General features: G+C 55.3%; 16 protein-coding genes. 3 read left to right on the forward strand and 13 right to left on the reverse strand.

What is annotated here, in order from left to right:
- Positions 1 to 1,494: 1,494 nt before the first annotated feature.
- The 4 genes from HMPREF1531_RS03945 to HMPREF1531_RS03955 are packed head-to-tail and all read right to left on the reverse strand — an operon-like array spanning position 1,495 to position 4,850.
- Positions 1,495 to 3,657: a molybdopterin-containing oxidoreductase family protein gene (locus tag HMPREF1531_RS03945; RefSeq protein ID WP_016668613.1), complete on the reverse strand. Its 2,163-nt coding sequence runs from the start codon at positions 3,655 to 3,657 to the stop codon at positions 1,495 to 1,497.
- A gap of 40 nt (positions 3,658 to 3,697) precedes the next feature.
- Positions 3,698 to 4,033: a hypothetical protein gene (locus HMPREF1531_RS12795; protein ID WP_016668614.1), complete on the reverse strand. Its 336-nt coding sequence runs from the start codon at positions 4,031 to 4,033 to the stop codon at positions 3,698 to 3,700.
- Positions 4,024 to 4,317 (reverse strand): hypothetical protein, encoded by a 294-nt coding sequence (locus tag HMPREF1531_RS03950; RefSeq protein ID WP_051123324.1) that lies wholly within the window; start codon positions 4,315 to 4,317, stop codon positions 4,024 to 4,026. Before HMPREF1531_RS03950 ends, HMPREF1531_RS12795 begins: the two co-directional genes overlap by 10 nt.
- Positions 4,317 to 4,850: a PadR family transcriptional regulator gene (locus HMPREF1531_RS03955; protein ID WP_016668616.1), complete on the reverse strand. Its 534-nt coding sequence runs from the start codon at positions 4,848 to 4,850 to the stop codon at positions 4,317 to 4,319. The genes HMPREF1531_RS03950 and HMPREF1531_RS03955 overlap by 1 nt, the downstream gene beginning before the upstream one ends.
- A 335-nt stretch (positions 4,851 to 5,185) precedes the next feature.
- On the opposite strand from HMPREF1531_RS03955, the gene HMPREF1531_RS03960 reads away from it, so the two are divergent.
- Together HMPREF1531_RS03960 and HMPREF1531_RS03965 are read left to right on the forward strand one after the other, a co-directional pair.
- Entirely contained in the window at positions 5,186 to 6,937 is a 1,752-nt protein-coding gene (locus HMPREF1531_RS03960; protein WP_036897164.1) for a BtrH N-terminal domain-containing protein, read from the forward strand.
- A 92-nt stretch (positions 6,938 to 7,029) separates the two neighbouring features.
- Positions 7,030 to 8,019: a BtrH N-terminal domain-containing protein gene (locus HMPREF1531_RS03965; protein WP_016668618.1), complete on the forward strand. Its 990-nt coding sequence runs from the start codon at positions 7,030 to 7,032 to the stop codon at positions 8,017 to 8,019.
- Positions 8,020 to 8,063: 44 nt separating this feature from the next.
- Here the strand turns inward: HMPREF1531_RS03965 and HMPREF1531_RS03970 are convergent, their stop codons facing one another.
- The 9 genes from HMPREF1531_RS03970 to HMPREF1531_RS04010 form a co-directional block, all read right to left on the reverse strand.
- Entirely contained in the window at positions 8,064 to 8,654 is a 591-nt protein-coding gene (locus tag HMPREF1531_RS03970; RefSeq protein ID WP_051123326.1) for a hypothetical protein, read from the reverse strand.
- Positions 8,655 to 8,697: 43 nt separating this feature from the next.
- Complete coding sequence (locus HMPREF1531_RS03975; RefSeq protein WP_016668620.1) at positions 8,698 to 9,357, reverse strand: NAD(P)-binding domain-containing protein; 660 nt, start codon at positions 9,355 to 9,357, stop codon at positions 8,698 to 8,700.
- Positions 9,354 to 10,676, reverse strand: coding sequence for a phenylacetate--CoA ligase family protein (locus HMPREF1531_RS03980; protein ID WP_016668621.1), 1,323 nt, complete (start codon positions 10,674 to 10,676; stop codon positions 9,354 to 9,356). The genes HMPREF1531_RS03975 and HMPREF1531_RS03980 overlap by 4 nt, the downstream gene beginning before the upstream one ends.
- A complete protein-coding gene (locus tag HMPREF1531_RS13200) occupies positions 10,669 to 11,793 on the reverse strand; it encodes a zinc-dependent alcohol dehydrogenase (protein ID WP_016668622.1) in 1,125 nt (374 codons plus the stop codon). Before HMPREF1531_RS13200 ends, HMPREF1531_RS03980 begins: the two co-directional genes overlap by 8 nt.
- On the reverse strand, positions 11,793 to 12,965 hold the full coding sequence (gene mfnA, locus HMPREF1531_RS03990; RefSeq protein WP_084669264.1) for a tyrosine decarboxylase MfnA: 1,173 nt from the start codon (positions 12,963 to 12,965) through the stop codon (positions 11,793 to 11,795). The genes HMPREF1531_RS13200 and mfnA overlap by 1 nt, the downstream gene beginning before the upstream one ends.
- A complete protein-coding gene (locus tag HMPREF1531_RS03995; protein WP_016668624.1) occupies positions 12,949 to 13,827 on the reverse strand; it encodes a TatD family hydrolase in 879 nt (292 codons plus the stop codon). Before HMPREF1531_RS03995 ends, mfnA begins: the two co-directional genes overlap by 17 nt.
- A 10-nt stretch (positions 13,828 to 13,837) precedes the next feature.
- Positions 13,838 to 14,662 carry a sugar phosphate isomerase/epimerase family protein gene (locus tag HMPREF1531_RS04000; protein WP_016668625.1) on the reverse strand — a complete coding sequence of 275 codons (825 nt, stop codon included), beginning with the start codon at positions 14,660 to 14,662 and terminating at the stop codon, positions 13,838 to 13,840.
- Positions 14,663 to 14,755: 93 nt separating this feature from the next.
- Positions 14,756 to 15,826: a 2-deoxy-scyllo-inosose synthase gene (locus HMPREF1531_RS04005; protein WP_198010982.1), complete on the reverse strand. Its 1,071-nt coding sequence runs from the start codon at positions 15,824 to 15,826 to the stop codon at positions 14,756 to 14,758.
- A gap of 53 nt (positions 15,827 to 15,879) precedes the next feature.
- Entirely contained in the window at positions 15,880 to 17,196 is a 1,317-nt protein-coding gene (locus HMPREF1531_RS04010) for a TrpB-like pyridoxal phosphate-dependent enzyme (RefSeq protein WP_016668627.1), read from the reverse strand.
- Positions 17,197 to 17,569: 373 nt separating this feature from the next.
- Between HMPREF1531_RS04010 and HMPREF1531_RS04015 the strand changes: the two genes are divergently transcribed.
- Positions 17,570 to 19,351, forward strand: a complete 1,782-nt coding sequence (locus tag HMPREF1531_RS04015) for a carbamoyltransferase family protein (RefSeq protein WP_016668628.1) — start codon at positions 17,570 to 17,572, stop codon at positions 19,349 to 19,351.
- Positions 19,352 to 19,387 lie beyond the last annotated feature (36 nt).

The following is a 19,387-nucleotide window of genomic DNA, read 5'->3' on the forward strand; positions in this document are numbered from 1 at the left end:
AGCCATCGACAAATTCGATCCTGACCGGCCTGTCTATCGGTGAACAGCCCAAGGGCAATGCCCCGACGTAGGCGCCCCTGATCGCGAGCTCTCGACATGTCATATCGATGAAATCCATGGGTCCCCAATGCGGTATGGAGATTCCCAATTCAGAAGGGGTGACGAGAACCGAGGAGCTACAGGTATCTAACGGTCCAGATTCAGCCAACCGCAAGCCAACATCGAATCGGAACAGATCAACTTGGGTGGGGTCACCGTAGACGACGCATATGAGATCGTCGACGGTCCCATCACACTTCGAGCATGCTACGCATCGCGCAACCTCACCTAAACAGTTAATGGAACCAACATAGGACAAACACTGCCAGTTCTCTCGAGCTCGAGACGAAACATGGTCTAGGCGCTCCAAAGAGCTCACCGAAACCGGGTTCTCCAACCACGATGAGGGAAGGCCCAACCACCGCTGGGAACGCAGGATCAGATCTCGAAGACCCCTGAAGCAGTAGAAACTCGCCGCATACTTGAGGGAACATCCCTCAAACAGGACCGAGTAGTAAGCGGACAACACCCGATAGCGCCACACGATTGATGTGAAACCCGCTCCAAATACCTGAGCGACCAACCTGCGGAAGTGTGGCACGCTGACGAAACACCGATCAGCAAGAGCTTGAACGTCAAGCTTCATACCGCGACAGACAAGGGCGTTCCTGAGCAAAGGAACTACAAGTTCGCAACACCGGTCCCGAGCATCCTGGCGTTCCGAGCACCAACTGTGCCCGCATGATGAACCACAATTGGAGGCGGTGAGGCCATGTTCATGCGTGCCTAGGCACACATTCGCGCGTCGTCCACCGCCACCAAGTAGGAAAAAAGACTCACATGAACGACCCATGACATGGTACTTCTCCATGTTCAACTCAGCGAACGGCATTCCCCACCTCCGAACCAACTCGATGCGCGGAGAAACCCGGTGATACGCTCGAAGCGTGAGTACCCCATCGCATCATCCCCCCAGATGGAGTCGTTCGCGACAAACGGATAGACTCGTTATTACCTGCCCTACAAGCCAACACACCCCCACAATCGAACAGTGGAGAGAACTCATCCACTTTGCCTTCGAGGCCGGCTTCAGTGGCATGAATTGCCAGTACGTCGGTCTCCTCTACCCCAAGTCCTTCCCGGGTGGACTCCTTGAACCCGGGCTCTTGTTCCAACAACCCGACTACGAGGCACTTCAAGCCGCCTTTACTATCAGAGTCGGCCACGTTTACAAGCTGACGCTGATTCCCGCTGGCTACTCCATGCAGAGACGAATCCAACCTAAGCGACCTCTCGAGATCAAGGACCACTTCGACAAGCTCGTCGGCGCGCATCTCGGTGACATCTACGTGAACCACCTACCCGAACCCTTCTATCTGCACTACATGGAAAGCCCAACCGCAACGCCCCAGCCACACGTGGACCTACTCGAAATTCGTCTTCCTGACGCCCTTGTCAGGGTGGCACCACCCGCCTGCGCGTCCTGATTCGGGCTCGTCGGTCATCATCACCAACGTTCGGGGGAGTCGCTTCAAAAGCCGCTCGGATCCGTTCGCGTTCAGAAGGGGTCAACGTGCGCACATCGCACCGACACCCCCTGAGGTTTGCCGACCCCATTTCAGGACTTGACCAGCAGTCATCAGTCAAAGCATTGATATTTGACAACTGCCATGACTCCGGCGTCCCCATCTCTGGATACCACCAAGATGCGGACGCACAAACCGTATCTGAGCGGATACGGTCGGACACTCGCACCTTGAAGAATGCCACCTCTCCGTTTCTCTCAATAACGGCCCACTCCCCTGAAGCTAGACCTCGGTCAGCAGCTACCTGCCGAGATACCTCAACGATTGGGTAGGGTTGCTTGTCTCGCAACGCTTCCACGTTTCGGAACTCAGAATTGAAATAGAAGGGTGAATGCCGCGAGGTAAGTATCAAAGGTGCGGAGGGGTTGAAGGACCCAGGATCCGAGAACTCCGGCAAGGAGGGGAAGCCCCACTTTTTCAATATTGATGGGGCAAAATGAAACCTCCCATCATGCGTCGGAAAGCCCTCGGTTTCATATTTGCAGTACCGCAGCGAGTTCGCCCAGTACTGGTCCCGTTGAAGCCGCATCCAATTCCGTCCCACCGGGGCAAGTCTGGCATCCAAAGACTGGGAGGGACTCTCCCAGAATCCCTTTAGACCTAAGCGCATAGCTAGTTCGGTAATGATCTCTTCATCCGATCGAGATTCTCCCATCGGGGACAATACCGCGTTCCGAGCTGCCACATAGTTCGCATGCTCAACGATCTGATCCCGCTCCACCCAGCTGGGAACTGGAAGCACCACATCAGCGTAATATGCAGTCGGCGTCAAGAACATGTCAGCAACCATCACGAAGCCAACCTTGCGCAATGCCCTTTCCACCTGCATCGAGTTCGCATAGCTGACCAAGAGGTTCGAGCCGAAAACGAGCAACGAACGCGGTGTGTATGGTTTTCCACTCAAAATGGCCTCAAACACGGTACTGGAATGGGCCCACCCAGACATGCCCAAGATTTGATGCGAACCCACAAGTCGATCTTTCTCGGCACCACCGGGCAGTAACTGCGAACCCGGCATCGTCCTGCGGCCGACAATTCCTGGGGGGTCCCACAACACGTCACCGCCCGGAACGTCTATGTTCCCACATAGCCCGGAAAGCATGACCAACAGACGAGCCGAGCTGAAGGAGTCTCTGCTCTGCTGAGCACCTGTCCCCATCTCGATCCCCGCAGAAGCCGCACCACCGTATAGGCGAACTGCCTCAAAAATATCCTCAGCCTCCAAGCCACACACGTCAGCGGTGCGATCCAAAGTCCATCCACGCGTATGCTCACGTAGCAACTCAGCATCGGTCGTATGGTTGGCGATAAAGTCCGCATCAATCAACCCAAGCTCAAATACCTGGTGGATGAGACCAAGGCCTAGGGCTGCATCAGTCCCAGGCCGTAGTTGAAGGTGCACCCGTGCCCGTCGGGCAACTGATGTCTCAACCGGGTCCACGACCACTAGCTGAGTCCCCCCAGCGATTGCATCAAGGAGTCGAATGCCAATGACCCCGTCACTATTGGTCATCGGCTTATTACTTCCCCACAACAGGACTACTTCAGGCTTACCCTCGTAGTCCACGAAAGTGAAGCCGCCCATCGTGAGAATGCCCGCCATCACACGTGGATAGAAGCATATGTCTGCAGGCCCCATCACGTTCGGAGTCCCGAGCGAGTTGGCAAATCGAAAGACCCACTCTTGGTAGTTTCGATCCGTGCCTTGAGCCAGGACAACGCTCCGTGGGCCTGCGGTGGCGACGTCATCGCGAATACGTTCTGTGACGATGGACAGCGCCTGATCCCACTCGATCTCTTCAAAGAAGCCCTCACCCCGTGGCCCGATTCTCCTCAGTGGACGTGTCAGTCTGTCTGGATGTCGCGCCAAGGCCGAGGCGGCCCTCCCCTTGGCACACAAAAAGCCGTGATTGTTAGGATTAGAAGGATCTCCTTGCACCCAGACCCGCTCATCCGCATCGTCACGGCGGAGAAGCACTCCGCATCCACCATGGCAACTTCGACAAATGGAGCGAATAGCATCTTCACACATCTCGCAACCTCTCCTGCTCAACCCACCCTGCACCGGTTATTCAAGGCCGCCGCGACAAAATGGTTAGCTCACGCGGGTTACAGGCTGCCGAATGATCATACGCAGCCGGGCCGGGAAATGCGGCGAGTATCGGACAGATAGATCTCATGATGCCAACCTTGGAAAGGAAGACCTCATAAAGCCGAGCCACCGCCGAGGTCTCCCCATCACAGGACCCAACGTGGAGGTACTGAACAGCCTCGTCCTCCGCAAAGACCTCAAATCTGAAAAGATTTCCCGCACTGAGCTTCTTTCGATCATCAGCAACCACTCTTGCCCGTTCAAACATGTCAAGTGCGATCCAGTCGGGCTGGACGATCATCCTCGTCACTCCCATGAATTTTTGTCCTCTCTGCGGAATGTTCTAAGGTCTTCTACACTCCACGTACCCTCCAACGGTCCCACGACGCGTACCCGATCAGGCTCCTTCTTCACCAAGGCACGGATAGCATAGGAGTAGATGTATAACTTCTCCACCACCGCTGCGCAGTCCTCGCTGATTTTCAGACTTCCCTTGCCGTAAGCAACGAGAAAGTTCATCGCGGGAACAACCGGGACCCACATATCGCGACCTGCAGAGTAGAGGTCTCGCCTTGCATGCCTGATATTATAATCACTCACTAGTCATCTATCTCCTCAAGAGTGGCAATCGTCCCGTCGATCCACTTAAGCTCCGCTTCGAGAACGGCAGCGGGATGGTCGAAGATAAGCCTTGCCACCAGGGGTACGTCTGGGTTCGTTCTCGCTCCAATGAGCCCCTCAAGACACTCGGCAACGTTGTTTCGCCGCTCCCGAAGAGCGAGCAAAACATCACTGCGATCCAGAAGCTCTAGATTCGCCATGCCGACAAGTACCGGAGCATGCACTAGCTTCACCTCTCTGAGCAGCCTCAGAGAGCCCTCTGCGCACATCTTTCGCCCTTCGTGCGTCAGCTTGAACTCACGCCGAGCCTTCTCCGCCGGGCTCTCTTTGTGGCTGACGATGAGTCCATGATCTTCAAGGCGACGGAGCACGTAATAGATTGACGAAGTACCCAAGGACGTCCAATTCCGAACACCTCTCGCACGAATCAGACGCTCCAACTCGTAGCCGTGGGTGGCGCCCTCAGCCAGCAGGCCCAAGACGAGCAACTCCGATGGCGACAACTCATGCATGGCGCATCATTCTAGCACTGGAATGCTTCGACGAGCCCGTTTCATTGAATATCGTAGTCGCTACGGCCTTCCCAGCAGGATCACTACACCCCTTCCCATCGCATGCTCGCGCGGCTATAGTGACACACATTCCATACTGGAATATGTGCTCATCTCATAGAACTTGACGCATGACGCTTGGCTGACCCTCGCCTCGGACAGACTGACTCACTTAGACCTTTCGTAGCATCCAGGAGATTGTTGGCAAAGCATCCGCTAACTGTCGTGCCCGGTTGGGCACCTTGTGAAAGGACGTGGCCATGGATGGGACAGTAGGACCGCAATGTGGGACGGACATGCAGCTTGCGCATGAAAGACTTCTCCTACCGTGGCGTCCCCGAGCGGGCGACCACTGCGAGACCACCATGATGGTCAATCTGCTGGCAGCTAGAGGAATAGACATCTCGGAACCCATGATGTTCGGTCTCGGCGAAGGCATCGATTTCCGATACTGGCAGTCGCCGTGCATAACATCCACGCCACCTATGATCACAGGGCGCACACACACCCTATCCATAGCCCGAGCAGCCAGCACCGCGCTCAACACAAGCCTTCACGAAGTGCAGTCGGCCACGCCCACGGATGGGCACGTAGAGTTGTCACGGCGAGTTGGTCGGAGCACGCCGGCAGGAGTCACCGTTGACATCTATCACTTGGATCACTTTGCCTCCCGTACACACTTCTCTGCACACTGTCTGACCGTTTGCGCCCTCAATGATGACGTCGCCTGGGTTGTAGACACTCAGCAGCAGGGAGGTTTGCAGCCTGTATCCATCAAGTCACTCAAGACGGCTCGAGCATCTACAGAGGGATTTGAACCCTCTCCTCATAAGGTACTATTCCTCACTGTCGATCCCCCTCTTTCAAGTCCTGACATGGTCACCGATAGGGCCTGGCGAGCAGCTCACAGAACCGCACGTCGCATGTTGGAGGGCAGGGAACGTGACGGTGGCCTATTCGGAATGCAACTCATGGCCAAACTCTGGGGTTCCCGGCCTATGGACTGGCCAATGATTGGAAGCCATGCATTCGAGATCGGACGTTTCTGGCGCTATGCAGGGACAGGGGGAGCCAACTTCAGGGCGATGTTCTACGCCTTCCTGACTGAACTGGCAGATCGGTCGGTCAGCCGCAGGCTGGAACGCATCCTCCCTCAATTTAACGTAATCCGAGCGAGGTGGGACGAGTTGATCGATGCGCTGATGGACACAAGGGACTCACTCGACCCAGTGTCCGCCACGGCTCTCCTCGCGGAAGGAATCGCTGACTTGGCGGCTCTCGAGGAGAGGGCATTCCAAGCACTCCATGACGCAACCCTCTCGGGCCCCTTGGGGCTGGATCGTCATCACATCCTCGGGTTGCATACCCCCCACTCCGTTGCCATGGCCTGCGAATCGGACAAGGACCATCTGACCCATGTCACTTACGAGGGCACCGTTGGCTCTTTGAGCGACGGCAACTTTCCCTTCCCCTTGGAAGACCTAAGCGCCATGCTGCGGGACGATAACCTCCAGCAAGAAATCCTACTGATCGACCCAAGGGATGACTCAGACGGAAGCCTGGCAGCAGCTTTACGTGATGCGGTTTTAACTCTGTGGGTATCGGATACTCCTCCAAGAAACCAAGAAAGCGAGCATGTGGAATCATCGGCACGCCACCGTCTCACACGATACCGCAGTTTCACGGCCACATGCCTGCCCTTCAGCGACGACCAGTTCACGGCGGTCATTTGCCTTGAACCTCTCACGGAGTCAGCGAACCCTGCATGCATGATTGCCGAAGTCAGCCGCATTCTCCGCCCCGGAGGATGCTTCCTGTTCATGGGTTCATCACAGCACTTCACAAGCGTATGCAACGGCGACCCACCTCTCGAAACTACCACTACCAGGTTCAGCCCAGATAACTCACCGTTAGTCACGATGCTCACCCTCGACGACAACGCTTGGCGGGCAACACTCACAGCGTCGTCCTTGGGCGTGGCAACGATTCGTGAGCACTCTCAATCCTGCACAGTGTTCGGCCGAAAAACCGAAAACCTACATTGCTAGTGATCCATTCATGCAACTCAAACATACTGTCATTCAAACGACTTACTACCACTTGAACACGAGAATCCGAGTAGATTGGAGGTAGACTCACAGTGAGTACCATCTCGCAGCAACCGTACTCAGGGGTTCATTGCGAAACGACTGCTTTCATGAACCTAGCCTTGAGTGCTGGAACCATGATCACCGAGCCGATGGCCTTCGGCCTTGGTCGAGGTTTGTCTTTCATTTTCTGGCATTCCAAGAAAATGCCCACACCGTTCTTAGGAGGACGCATCCAACCGGACCAGATTATACGCAACGCTGCGGCCGCCCTGGAAATCGGCCTGAACGAGGAACAAACCAGCTCATCCCGCAAGGCTGAGGCCTCATTGCGTCACCACCTCGCCGAAGGCAGAGTTGTCGCGTTGAAGCTTGACCGCTTCTACTTGGAATATACTAATGAGCACCATCATTTCCCCGCCCATTACGTTGCATGTTTGAGCTGCTCGGACGAGGATGTCGTGGTAGTGGAGACGGAACCATTGGGAATCAAGTCAACATCGACGGCCAGCGTCGCCCGTGCCCGAGCAGCAACCGGTGCCATGAGTTCCCGACATCTTGCTTTCACGATAGCGAGTCAGGATGACCACCCAGTAGTTCCGACGAGGGACTCCTGTAGAAGTGCCATACACCGAACAGCAACCGATTTCCTCAATCCCACCTTCGGCAATAGCGGCCATAAAGGCATCGCGAAAGCGGCTGGGCGCATCACTTCGTGGGCTGAGACCTTGGAAGATCCGGTAGCGACCGCCCACAGAGTGGGGGTATTCATGGAGCGGGGGGGCACCGGAGGAGGGATGTTCCGATCCTTGTGGGCAGACTTCTTGCGAGAGGCACATGCGCTCTGCCAGAACCGGGCGTACCTTCAAGCAGCCACCCAATATGATGAACTCGCGAGTACTTGGACTTCACTTGCGGACCTCCTGATGCACGCAACCCGTGCATCGATCGTCCATGATCTTGAGCGCGGCGGAGCCATGCTCGCAGAACTCGGACGACAGGAGAAGGAGACCATGGCCATGCTGGCTACAGCGACTCAATGACCACACCCGTCACACACTGCGACCTTCACAAGGCAAGTCTCGCATCACCAGCCCACACTCAGGCTACCTGACTGGGTCTCATGGACGAGTTCTATGACGGAGCCGTTGTCAATTCGTTGAAGGTGACCGTACGTGTGCCCAAGTTGATCCATAGGCTCAAAATGTAACGAACTCGTGCGATGTCCCAACACTGCCAAGAACTCGAGGAGGGGTCCCACTAACTCCGGGGCATCAACCTCCAGACCCGGATGGGACATGAGGCGCTTACGCTCCTCTTGTGGCCTTGCCATCCACGACGACGTCTCCCTGCATGCGAAGAACTCGAGCTGTCTTCCGTGATTATCGAGATTGATCCAATATCCTGACACCCCGTAGAAATGCGGCGCGATGTGCGACGGTCCCCAACGAACGTTGCCGATGCCCTCTCGCTCACTGATTGCCGAAACCGCTTCCTCCAATTCAGTATCGTGGCGGTACTCTCCGATATACGTGGCCCAGTGATGAATACCCTTCACCCCCAACGAAGGTGCCGAGACATCCCTTCCCAAAAAATCGCTCAACAGGTTGGATGGATCCAAATTGAAAACGGCTTCATCCGCCAACACGGATTCAATCTCAGTCATGCGCAGACTCACATTGATCTCCAATCTTTCTAGTATCGATGAAAACCCGCGCGGGCTACTCCTCGAGGGTCCTCAATAGTTCCGAGAGAAGCTCCGTCAAATAGGGGTTGCTCGTATCACGATCGTATTCCATTATGGTCCCCAGCAAGATATTCCGAATGCCGACTTTGACACTTGGAGCGACTGCCCCCATGGAGTTCAGGAGGTGCTCGGCTTGGACACAGGCACTCAGCGCCATCCGGGTCGCGGCGCGATTCAGCTTTCCGACATCCAATGCGCCGTCGATAACGATGTGCACCCGCCCGGGGAGCACAGGACGAAGAAAATCCGCCGTCTCACGATCATCCACAACGATTGCCCATGGACGCCCATCTGCAATCGCAAGATGCTGTGCAATTGGGCGGGCCCTCCGATAAGAACCACCGTTCACAACAGGCTTGGTAACCAAGCTGACAATTTCCGCTCGCGGATTACAGCTGACACAGGTGTAGACGACATCACCAACTTGTTCAGCAGGAACGCACAATAAGATGAGCTCGCATCCCCCGGCGAAGGCAGCCAACTCACTACTTGCATCAAGCCCCTGACTCTTCGCCCACTGTACAACGCCCTGATCTGCATCACAGTAAACGACCTGCTGTCGGGTCTCAGCAAGAACAGAACCGATCGATCGTCCAAGCCGACCGCAACCCACAATGCCGACTGTCCCATTCATTCAACGGCTCTCAAATGCTCAAGATTTAAGCTCCCCGGCTTCAGCATTTGGTCCATCGCCGCCATGATAGAGGACAGACTGACCGAACTTGCCCTGCACGGCACGGAAAACGCCTGGGAAACAGAATTCTCGACACTACGCAATGTTTTCTCGACTAACGCTCCTTCTTCAACCTGCACGCGAACCACCAGCTGATCGCCTTCCACCCCAGCTGCGTAGTACAGGCCCGTGCCGCGGGTGGAGAGAACTTGTTGCTCCACGGCAAGCTTGTTGAGACGTCGCCCGCCAACCGCGTAGCCCTCCGAGAGTCTTCCGTGATGCTGAATCGTTCTCCTTGGGCTTCCACACGCACACGACCCTGAGGGAGACACCGTGACTTCATCTCCGGTGCGATACCTGATCAGAGGCATTGCCTCGGTTGCGATCGAGGTCACCACCAATTCACCTGAACTACCATCTTTCACGGTCTGTCCGGTTTGCGGATCGATCACCTCAAAGATGTAGCGATCCTCAGTCAAGTGCAGTTGGCCAAGTTCGCACTGCAATCCCAAGGAGTTAGTCTCCGTGGCACCATAAGCGGTAGCCACATCGACGGACCACATCTTTCCGATCTTCGTCAGTTTCGCCGACGAGCACGTCTCGCCAACGTATAGCAGTGTTTTGAGGCCCACCCGTCGTGGGTCCTCCCCAATGTCCCTAATCATGTCGAAAATGCGTAGCGCGCGAGTTGGGGTACAAATCAAACCGGCCGGATGAACGTTGCACATCATCTGCGCAACTCGATCGATCGGACAGACCGAAGTCAGCGCACCCGTAGATACGACGGTGGCTCCAATTGCTTCCAAGGCGCGGTCCAAGTCGTACGAGGCGAAAGCCAACTCGTAGGGAATTGACACGAAAACCATGTCTGCAGGCCCAAATAGGTGTCCTACTGAAGCCTCAACAGCCACATTGCACAGAATCCAATCGCGGTAGGTAATGGCCGATGAGGTCGGCAGCCCTGTGGTACCTGTCGACTCACCATAACGGATGATCAGCGAGTCCTTTGCAGCCACAAATTGTGAGGGGTAACCACCGCGAAGATCCTCCTTGGTCGTGAAAGGGAGCTTCGACAACTCAGTCAAACTGGACACGTTCCGCGGACACGACGCCCAGTACGTGCTGTAGAAGGGAGAATTCGCTAACGTGTAGCTCAGTTGCGCATTAAGTTCCTTGAGCTGGTGGTCCTGCACTTCAGAGGCAGACAGAGCCTCGAACTCCCTCCATCTCTCACACGCTTCCAACCAAGTTTGGTACTGCTGATGTCGGATTTCACCCACAACTGCCTCCAAATCGGATCTGATCCTTGACCTTCGTGGACCTTGTCACAAATACGGTCTGCCATTCCTCCGGCACAACCTGTCGGCCGATGAAGCGCCTGAACTCCGCATCGTGGTCCAGCATAATCTCCATAACCTCATGAAAAGCGCCGGTGCCCCCGATACTCCCAAAAAGGCGCAAAGCCTTGGTCGTCACAAGGTCCAGAGGAACCTTCGGCTGACGAAGCATCCCAACAGTGACGACAGTGCCGTGGAAGTCCGCTCGGACCAGCGCCTGCGCTAGTCCCTCGGAGGACCCTGTTGCATCAAAAATAAAGCCGAACTGGGCACACCGTTTCAATGAAAAGTAGGTGTCGCCAGGTTGGATCTCGATACCAGATTCGGTCCTGATTCCAGCCAAAATCTCCCGGCTCAATGCCAACCTCTCCGGGACCGTGTCGGCAACGGTGATGTCACGTACCCCAAATGATTGGAGAACCAAAACTGCCGCGAGACCAATGTGACCTGCTCCCACAACCAAGGCACCGTGCGCTGCCGCGAGATTCGCATGTGGAGCGACTGCCCGGTAAGCTACTGCGGTCGGTTCGCATATCGCTGCCAGCGCGCTAGGAAGAGCGTCTGGCACCGGATACAGATATCTCTCGGAAATATCAACGATCGAACGACTGAATCCATCGACAGTGATCCCGAATTTTTCTACGCTTCGGCACGTATTGGGATCGACCGAGCATTGTCGGCACTCACCACAATATCTTGAACAATCACCCGTCACGAGATCACCTTCTCGGAATGGGGATTGAGCGGGTGCGTGGATAACCCGTCCAGACCATTCGTGACCAAAGGTGATCGGATAGTGGTGGGGTCCTTGATAGGTTCCCTCGAACAGCTTGTGATCGCTACCGCACAGACTAACAAACTCGACAGCAACCCTGACGCTCTCCTGCCCTGGAGCAGTCTTAGCTGAGGGATCCTCGCGGAGAACCACGATCCCGGGTTTGAGGATCTCAAGACGTATATCTGACCCCCTTGAGATCTCACTCGGGATAGAACCTGGCTCTCGCGGAAGCAAGGCCTCAGAAGGAGTCCACTTCGGCCGTGTGGTTGCTAATCGATTCATTACACAATTCCCTCCATCAGGAGGGCATCAACAAGACCATCGACCTGACCCTCTGACATATGCAACTGGACAACGATACGCAAGTACCCTAACCTCTTAGCATAAGATGTAAATATCCCACGCCGCTCGAGCACTTTAACCGCATCCGAATCTGCCTTGAGCGCCACAACCATAAGCTCAGGGACATACGCAAGCGTCGCCCCTGCCTTACGCAACCGATCCACGAGATGGCTCCGGAGGGCCTTCAGCTGTTCAGCCATCCCGCGCAGTCCCTTCTCGCCCAAGTGGCCGAACAAGGCATACGTCGCCAAGATAGACCCACCTGAACGGGTACCAAGAAACGTCAAGTGCCTCGCTGTCCCTTGATAGTGGGACTCTGTCCTGAGCCCTTCGATCCATGTCCATTCTCTTGCCACGAGATGGCCCGAAGGAATCGGTGCAGAACCGAACTTGTGCGGATCGATCGCAATGGTGGTCACCCCATCATTTCTGAAGCCGATGTCCGGCAGCGCGCCACCCAAGTCCCTGAGGAAAGGAATCAACAGCCCTCCCGATGCCGCATCCACATGCAACGGAACTCCCTTCGATAGTGCAACCCTTGAAAGCCATTCAACGTCATCGACGGCCCCCGTTTCTGAGGAACCGGCTGTGGCTACGATGAGAGCCGTTCTTGGGCTGATCAGTTCCGAGACGGACTCTGGATCGACTTTCAGCGTGTCGATGTCTGACCACGCCAGGACTAGTTCGACCCCGAGGAGAACGGAGATTTTGTCGAAGCTGAAGTGCCCTCCGCGGCCAAGAATAACCTGTGGTCGCCCTTGTCCTCCTTTCCGTCTCCAGTTCTCAATCGCAGAGTGAACCGCGATGAGATTCGCTTCAGTGGCACCCGAGGTACACATCCCGACGGCCCGGGGTAAACCCATCAGCCCACCCAAGAAATTCGTAATCTCCGACTCGCATCGTGCGACACTCGGGAACAGGCGTCCGTCACCAGCATTCAGATGAAGATTGTCTGCCATCACTTGGGCGGCTAAGGGATGTGGACGAGTGCAGATGCTGTTAAAGATCGCGCCACCTTCGAAACTCACGTCGCTGGCTGTGATTTCACTAAGCGACGCCCATTCCACAGGCCGAGATGAGATGTCCATACCCATGTCACGAGTTCCGCTCATCAGTAAGGAAGGTGCAACGAGCGGTTTCGTCGACCAACCGATGCACCTCGTCAACGCTCATCCCGTGGCGAACCTGTAGCCGATGAGCGACTCGCACCAACCCCATCGGGTCAGCTGAGCCAAAGTGGAACCCAGTGTTAAGCATGAAGTGCTCAATCGAGAATTCATCAAGCATGCGTACCACTTCAGTGTCTGTTAACTTCCGTCGGACTCCGAACAGCGGATCAGATGCGGGTGACACGGCTACCCCCGCGGGACCAAATCCCAACGTGGCAAGAGGACGCCACTTGTCCGCATCCATATCCATGAAGCTGATTAACTCGGGATTGACACCCGACTTTTTGATCAACTCCAGGTAGGTGGGCAATGCTTCACTGTAGCACTTGGGATCCGGGGAAGTCTCGACGAGCACTGGCAGATCGAGTTCCTTCGCCAGGACGAGTTGACGAACGAAAACTTCGCGTTCCAAACTGCTCCCAGATCTGAGTGAGATCTCGCCCAATGCTCGAGCACGATCATGGTTCAACTGAACAGCCAATTCATCCAAGAGCCCATCCAAATCGACGGGCTCATCTGCAAGATCGCCCGGGTGCACGGACAACGCGACATAAGCGTCGATCCCATACACTGCCGCACGATGAACCTCATCATGCAATAGGCGTCTGCAGCGGGCTCGAAATGCCCTCCGGCTTGGATGAGGTTCACCAGACGTGCACGGAACCATTACGGTAGTGGTTCCTCCAAGAGCCATCCACTCGTAGTCATCGGCATTTCGGCCGTCTGAGTGCACATGATGGTCGAAGATGGGAATCGGCTCGAAGCCAACTCGTCTTCCATGTTCCAGTTGCGGTTCTGATGACATTAATCAAACCTCACCGGACGACCACAGACTGGAGGATTTCAAAACTTCGACGCAGGGCATCATCCAACCGATCTTCTTGGTTATAAAGTTCCACACTCAACCATCCCGACCAGCCCGCATCTGCCAATAGGTCGGCGAATGCTGTCCAATCGATGTCTCCGTCGCCCGGAATCTCATGATTGTGTACCCGTCCCTTGATGTCCTCGACTTGTATCACGGGGGACACATCCAAGTATTCCCGAACAGAGCTCAAATAGTCATTATCCACCACCCGTGTATGTCCCAAGTCCTGGGCGAGACGAAAGCGAGGATGTCCGATCTCCTCGATCAGATCAGCCACTTCGGCATTGCGTTGCAGGAAGAACCCAGGCTCGGGTTCCATGATCAAGGTCACCGTTTCGCTTAGTTCCAGCAACTGACCAAGCCCCTCCATTAACCATTCAAATGCAACACTTCTTGAAATTTCTGGGTTCAGGATTCCGGTGGCGAAATTTAAATTGGGAATCTGCAATTCCTCTGCAATCACTATTGCCCTCCGGAGCAATTCCAGCCTCTGCCTCCTTCCATCCGCCGATGGGGATACCAAGGAAGGCTCAAATCTTTGGGAACTCAACAGGTTGTCCGCGCCCGCAGCAAGTGAAGGAATTTTCAGCCCGAGGTCTCCCGCGACTCGCCGAAGCTCCACCAGATCCCTGGTCCGACACGAAAAAGGATCAAGATGGCTCGGATGTAACGACAACTCCACACCAGCGAAGCCAACATCGGCCACGCGTGTACAGGCCTCATTCAGGGGCATACTCCGTAGTCCATTTAGATTATACGCCAACTGGATCATGGTGTCTCCTTAGATACCGTTAGATGGTTGAGAGGCTCACGGTCAACAAACTTCAAGTGGGTGGAGCAGCATCTATGACTACGTGCCACCGGTCTAGGCCCTCCTGCTACACTGAAGTACCTCGAGAAGTAGAGAGTGCGGCACGGTCACCTCGACCTCACCATTTACCTCATGCACGGTTCCGACCTTCTCCACAAAGACCATCCGAGCATCGCAACTACCACGACGCTTGTTGTCAGTACGCACAATGTCGGTAATAGCATCAGGGGCACAATTTGCGGGCACATCAATGGGGCAACCGAGTCCCTTGCCGAGGATTTCTTCCTGACGAGGAAGAACGTCGTCATCAGTTATTCCTAGCCGGGAACCAATCTTGGCCGCTGCGCACATACCGACCCCCACCGCCATTCCATGCAGCAACTGTCCATCCATCAAGAACTCCACTGCGTGACCGACAGTATGCCCGTATTCCAAGACCATGCATCGCTCCCGCTCACCGGGGTCCTTGTCAAGAATCTGGGCCTTCGAGGAGATGAGGTCCGCACAAAAGCCAACTGGATCATCTCGCACGCACGAAAGATCCGGCGTTAGAACCAACTCAAGATGGTCGAACCAGCCTGCATCGTTAATAAGCCCGTTCTTGACAGCTTCCACTACCCCGCTTCGCCACTGTTCAATGGGTTCAGTCTGCAAGTACGCAGTGTCCCCCCAAACAAAGATCGGTGCATGATATACACCGAACTGGTTCTTTCCCTGACCCCCATTCACTGCCTGCTTATTACTAAGAACCCCGTCGGTTAGGTTGAGTAACGTCGTAGGGACTTCCACAAAATCAACGCCCCGATACAAGAGTGCAGCTGCGAGGCCAGTCACGTTGCTCACGACCCCACCACCAATTCCGACGATGACGGAACTCTTCGTGCATCCAGACTGCACCAGGGCCTCTAATAGCCCCTGTAGGGTTCTCCAGTTCTTGTTCGGCTCCCCCTCGGGTATGAGCATGACAGGTGCAACCGAGACTCCCCCATCAGTGAGCAGCGAATGGAGGCGATCCGCGATACCACGCAGCTTCTCCGACGTCACAAGGAAGACCCGGTCGTGCTCGTACTCCATGAGTCTCTTAGGAAATAATTCTGCCACACCGCACCCCAGCCAGAGGTCCACTGCTGGGTCGCAAGCCGTGCTCAGCCGACGTAGCGCGGAGACTGTAACATTTGTCATTGTTTAATCACCTTCTCGACGTATCCTTCCAAGTCATGCGTCCCGCTTCCGCTCACGCAGATCACAATGACCCTGGCCTCCCCAGCGCGCTTTGCCTCCAAAGCTTCTTCGATGCCGGCAAGCAGCGCATGACACGACTCCGGAGCAATCAGTATCTGTTCCGCCATCAGCAGTGCATGACCAGCTGCGAAGATGTCCTTTTCCTCGTAGGCGCGAGCCTCGAGAAGGTCGGCATGGTGTACGACTCCAACGATTGGCGACCCACTGTGCTGACGAAGCCCGCCCACATGTGTTGGGGGCAGCTCATAGTCTCTGCCCAGCGTGTACGACTTGACCATAGGCGTGTTGCAACCCAGGTCTGAATAATCGTACTCATAGCGCCCCTTGGTGAGCCGAGGCGAAGTTGCAGCCTCAGCGGCCACGAATCGAAGATCATCTCCCCGAGCTGCCTTGTCATCGAAAAATGGTGCCATAAAGCCAACCAGATTACTCCCTCCCCCAACACATGCGATCAAAACGTCAGGACTCACCCCCAATGCGGCAAGCTGCGCCTTCGTCTCCAATCCGATGACTGACTGGTGAATGAGAACATGCGGAACATTACTGCCAGAAATGTACCTGGTTTCAGGATGTCCCGCAGCATATTCCACTGCCTCACCTATGGCGAGACCCAAGGAACCGTTGACCATGGTTGGGTCTGAGCCGACCCTCCTGCCGAGCTCGGTGACAGAACTAGGGGAAGACTCCACACGGGCACCGAGGAGCTCGAGGAGTGCGTGACGACTCGCTTTCTGACGCGCAGAAATCGCCGCCCAAAAGATGGTCGGATGGAGCCCGAGGCGCGCGCAAGCGAAAGCCACCGCATGGCCCCACTGCCCCGCACCAGTTTCGGTAACCAGCCGCTCAGCGCCCTCCTCCTTGGCTGCCCGGACCTGAGCCATGGCTGAGTTCAGCTTGAAAGCACCTGTGGGCAGCGTGTCCTCCCGCTTCAAATAGATCTGGGCTGGGGTACCCAACCGCCTCTCCAGTGCACGAGCTCGGGTCAAGGGCGTGGGTCGACCAATGTTCGCCAAGTCCTCGCGTACAGCCTCAGGGATTGGGATGAGGGAGTTGGTATCCGCATCCAGGGCCAGCATCGATTGGAGACGGATCCGTCGCTGAAGCTTCATACGATACTGATCCTCGGAATCGTCAACCACCGGTGGAAGAGGTTCCGGGAGGCTCGGAATCGGGTTCAACCAATGGGTGGGCACTCCCGGCTCACCCACAGGAACCTGCGCTGGCGCCCACACGTTGTTGGATGGTGTACTCACTTGTGGTGCTCCTACCCTTTCGATACACAACTAGCATCGGCCGATACACAACCAGCATCGGCTTTCGCCGCGTCCAGCTTGCTTACCCGAACACTCCCGAAGCTGCACGATGAAGGTTCAGTCCCGCAACCCTGACGAGCAGACTTGCTAATTCTGAACAGTTCACGAGAGTTCGATCTTGCTTGACGCTCGCGATGAGCAACTTGGTGAGTCTCCGTTGATCTGCGATGTGCTCCTCTGTGAAATGATCATAAAACTGGTGCCATGGATACGAAGCGCAGCCATCGACGCCATTCCGATCGCTTAGGCATGCCGCGCGAGTTCGCGTCGATACGCTTGGCGTTATCGGGCGACACCTCGAGGAGTTCTTAAGATGATCGTGCTTGGATACAACGGATTCGCGAAGGCGGCGGATGTTTTTAGCCGTCTTTATGGCGCAACCGGGATCGACCGGAACCTGATCTACGGACACGACTCGTCTGCCGCCTTGGTCGTGGACGGAGAACTCGTCGCGGCCGCAGAAGAAGAGCGCTTCAACAGGCAGAAGCGAACCTCCGCGTTTCCGAGGCAGGCCATTACGTGGTGTCTAAAGCATGCTGGTCTTTCCTTAAACCAGGTCGACATGTTCGCCTTTGCGTGGCAGTTTGCGGACGACGTTATCGACAGAATGATCCACGAAATTGCCGACGATTCGACCTCAACTGCAGGATCCAAGTTAAGTCGGTTGGCACGGCTGGTGGAAACCCACGAGAAGCTGTTGAGCCCGGACGCAAGAGTCAGGGATTTTATGGAAAAAACAGGGTTTTCACTTCCGCCAGATCGCCTAATGCTGGTGCCTCATCATCTTTGCCATCTTATGACAGGACACGTGTTGCACGGATGCGAAGATTCAGCCTTTTTAATTAGCGATGGTCGAGCTGAATGGCTTTCCTCCATCATGGGGCAGATCGTAGACGGTCAGGTGCAGATATTTGATGATACATCAGTGGACTTCAGAAACTCGCTGGCCGTACTATACTCTATTGTCACTCGATACTTGGGGTTCACTCCAAACAATGACGAGTACAAGGTGATGGGGTTGGCTGCCTACGGCGATCCACCTCACCCAAACCCTCTTTTGGGTGAGGTGCTAAAAGTAAGAAGTGATGGCACCTATACCACCCCTTTCGCAGCACACGAGGTGGCCTCATACTACGAGTTATTTGACAGGATATTCGGTGGTCAAGAAGGAGCGAGAGAGTCATTTTCGTACCGAGTACGTGTTGCCGCCGCTGCTCAAGATCTTGTTGAGCAAGTGACACATCATCAAGTGAAAATATTGCAGGGTAGAGCGAGTTTATCCAACTTGATTTTTGAAGGCGGACTCGCATTAAATTGCGTGAACAACACACGTATCCTTGAAAAATCATCATACAAAGATGTTCATGTCAGTTTTGGCGCGAGCGACGTGGGAGTTTCACTAGGAGCTGCCTTTTATGCATGCAACGCATTGGGGGAACCAGTGCACGCATCTACTTCTCCCTACTTGGGCCCCAGCTACCAGCCTTACGAGATTGATCAGGCATTGATTCGTCATGCATCTGCCATTGAATGGCGCCATATGGAGAACGTCGTTGAAGAGACCGTTAACCTCCTCGAGAAGGAAGTCATCATTGCATGGTTTCAAGGGCGCATGGAATTCGGCCCACGGGCCTTAGGGAATCGAAGCATCATTGCGAATCCGAGTTTTCCCGATATCAAGGACACCATCAACAGAAAAGTCAAGCACCGGGAACCCTTTCGACCATTCGCTCCAATCGTCCTCGAGACACGTGCGCCTGAGGTATTTGACATGGGGAAGAAGGTTCGTTCTCCGTACATGACGTTCGTCGTACCAGTCCGGAAGAAGTATCAGAAGGCGATTCAAGGTGCATGCCACGTGGACATGACCTCACGAGTTCAGACCGTCTCTCCCAAGGACAATCCGCTCTTAGCCGCCTTGCTCCAGGAGTTCAACTCTCGGACTGGCATACCATGCCTGATAAACACCTCCTTCAATATCGCCGGAGAACCCATCGTCTGCTCACCCGACGACGCGATCCTGTGCTTCCTCAGCACTGAACTCGACTATTTAGTGCTGTCCGACATACTGGTATGGCGTTCCTCTGGAGCCTGACGGAGCCAACCAACAGGTGCCATTAACGGGATGCCG

Origin of the sequence: Propionibacterium sp. oral taxon 192 str. F0372 (assembly GCF_000413315.1) — a bacterium.
Classification (GTDB): domain Bacteria; phylum Actinomycetota; class Actinomycetes; order Propionibacteriales; family Propionibacteriaceae; genus Brooklawnia.

Coding starts and splice junctions, on each gene's coding strand:
- HMPREF1531_RS03945 (WP_016668613.1), bottom strand. CDS start 3,657: ATGTGTGAAGATGCTATTCGCTCCATTTGTCGAAGTTGCCATGGTGGA.
- HMPREF1531_RS12795 (WP_016668614.1), bottom strand. CDS start 4,033: ATGGGAGTGACGAGGATGATCGTCCAGCCCGACTGGATCGCACTTGAC.
- HMPREF1531_RS03955 (WP_016668616.1), bottom strand. CDS start 4,850: ATGCATGAGTTGTCGCCATCGGAGTTGCTCGTCTTGGGCCTGCTGGCT.
- HMPREF1531_RS03960 (WP_036897164.1), top strand. CDS start 5,186: ATGCAGCTTGCGCATGAAAGACTTCTCCTACCGTGGCGTCCCCGAGCG.
- HMPREF1531_RS03975 (WP_016668620.1), bottom strand. CDS start 9,357: ATGAATGGGACAGTCGGCATTGTGGGTTGCGGTCGGCTTGGACGATCG.
- HMPREF1531_RS13200 (WP_016668622.1), bottom strand. CDS start 11,793: ATGAATCGATTAGCAACCACACGGCCGAAGTGGACTCCTTCTGAGGCC.
- mfnA (WP_084669264.1), bottom strand. CDS start 12,965: ATGAGCGGAACTCGTGACATGGGTATGGACATCTCATCTCGGCCTGTG.
- HMPREF1531_RS03995 (WP_016668624.1), bottom strand. CDS start 13,827: ATGTCATCAGAACCGCAACTGGAACATGGAAGACGAGTTGGCTTCGAG.
- HMPREF1531_RS04000 (WP_016668625.1), bottom strand. CDS start 14,662: ATGATCCAGTTGGCGTATAATCTAAATGGACTACGGAGTATGCCCCTG.
- HMPREF1531_RS04015 (WP_016668628.1), top strand. CDS start 17,570: ATGATCGTGCTTGGATACAACGGATTCGCGAAGGCGGCGGATGTTTTT.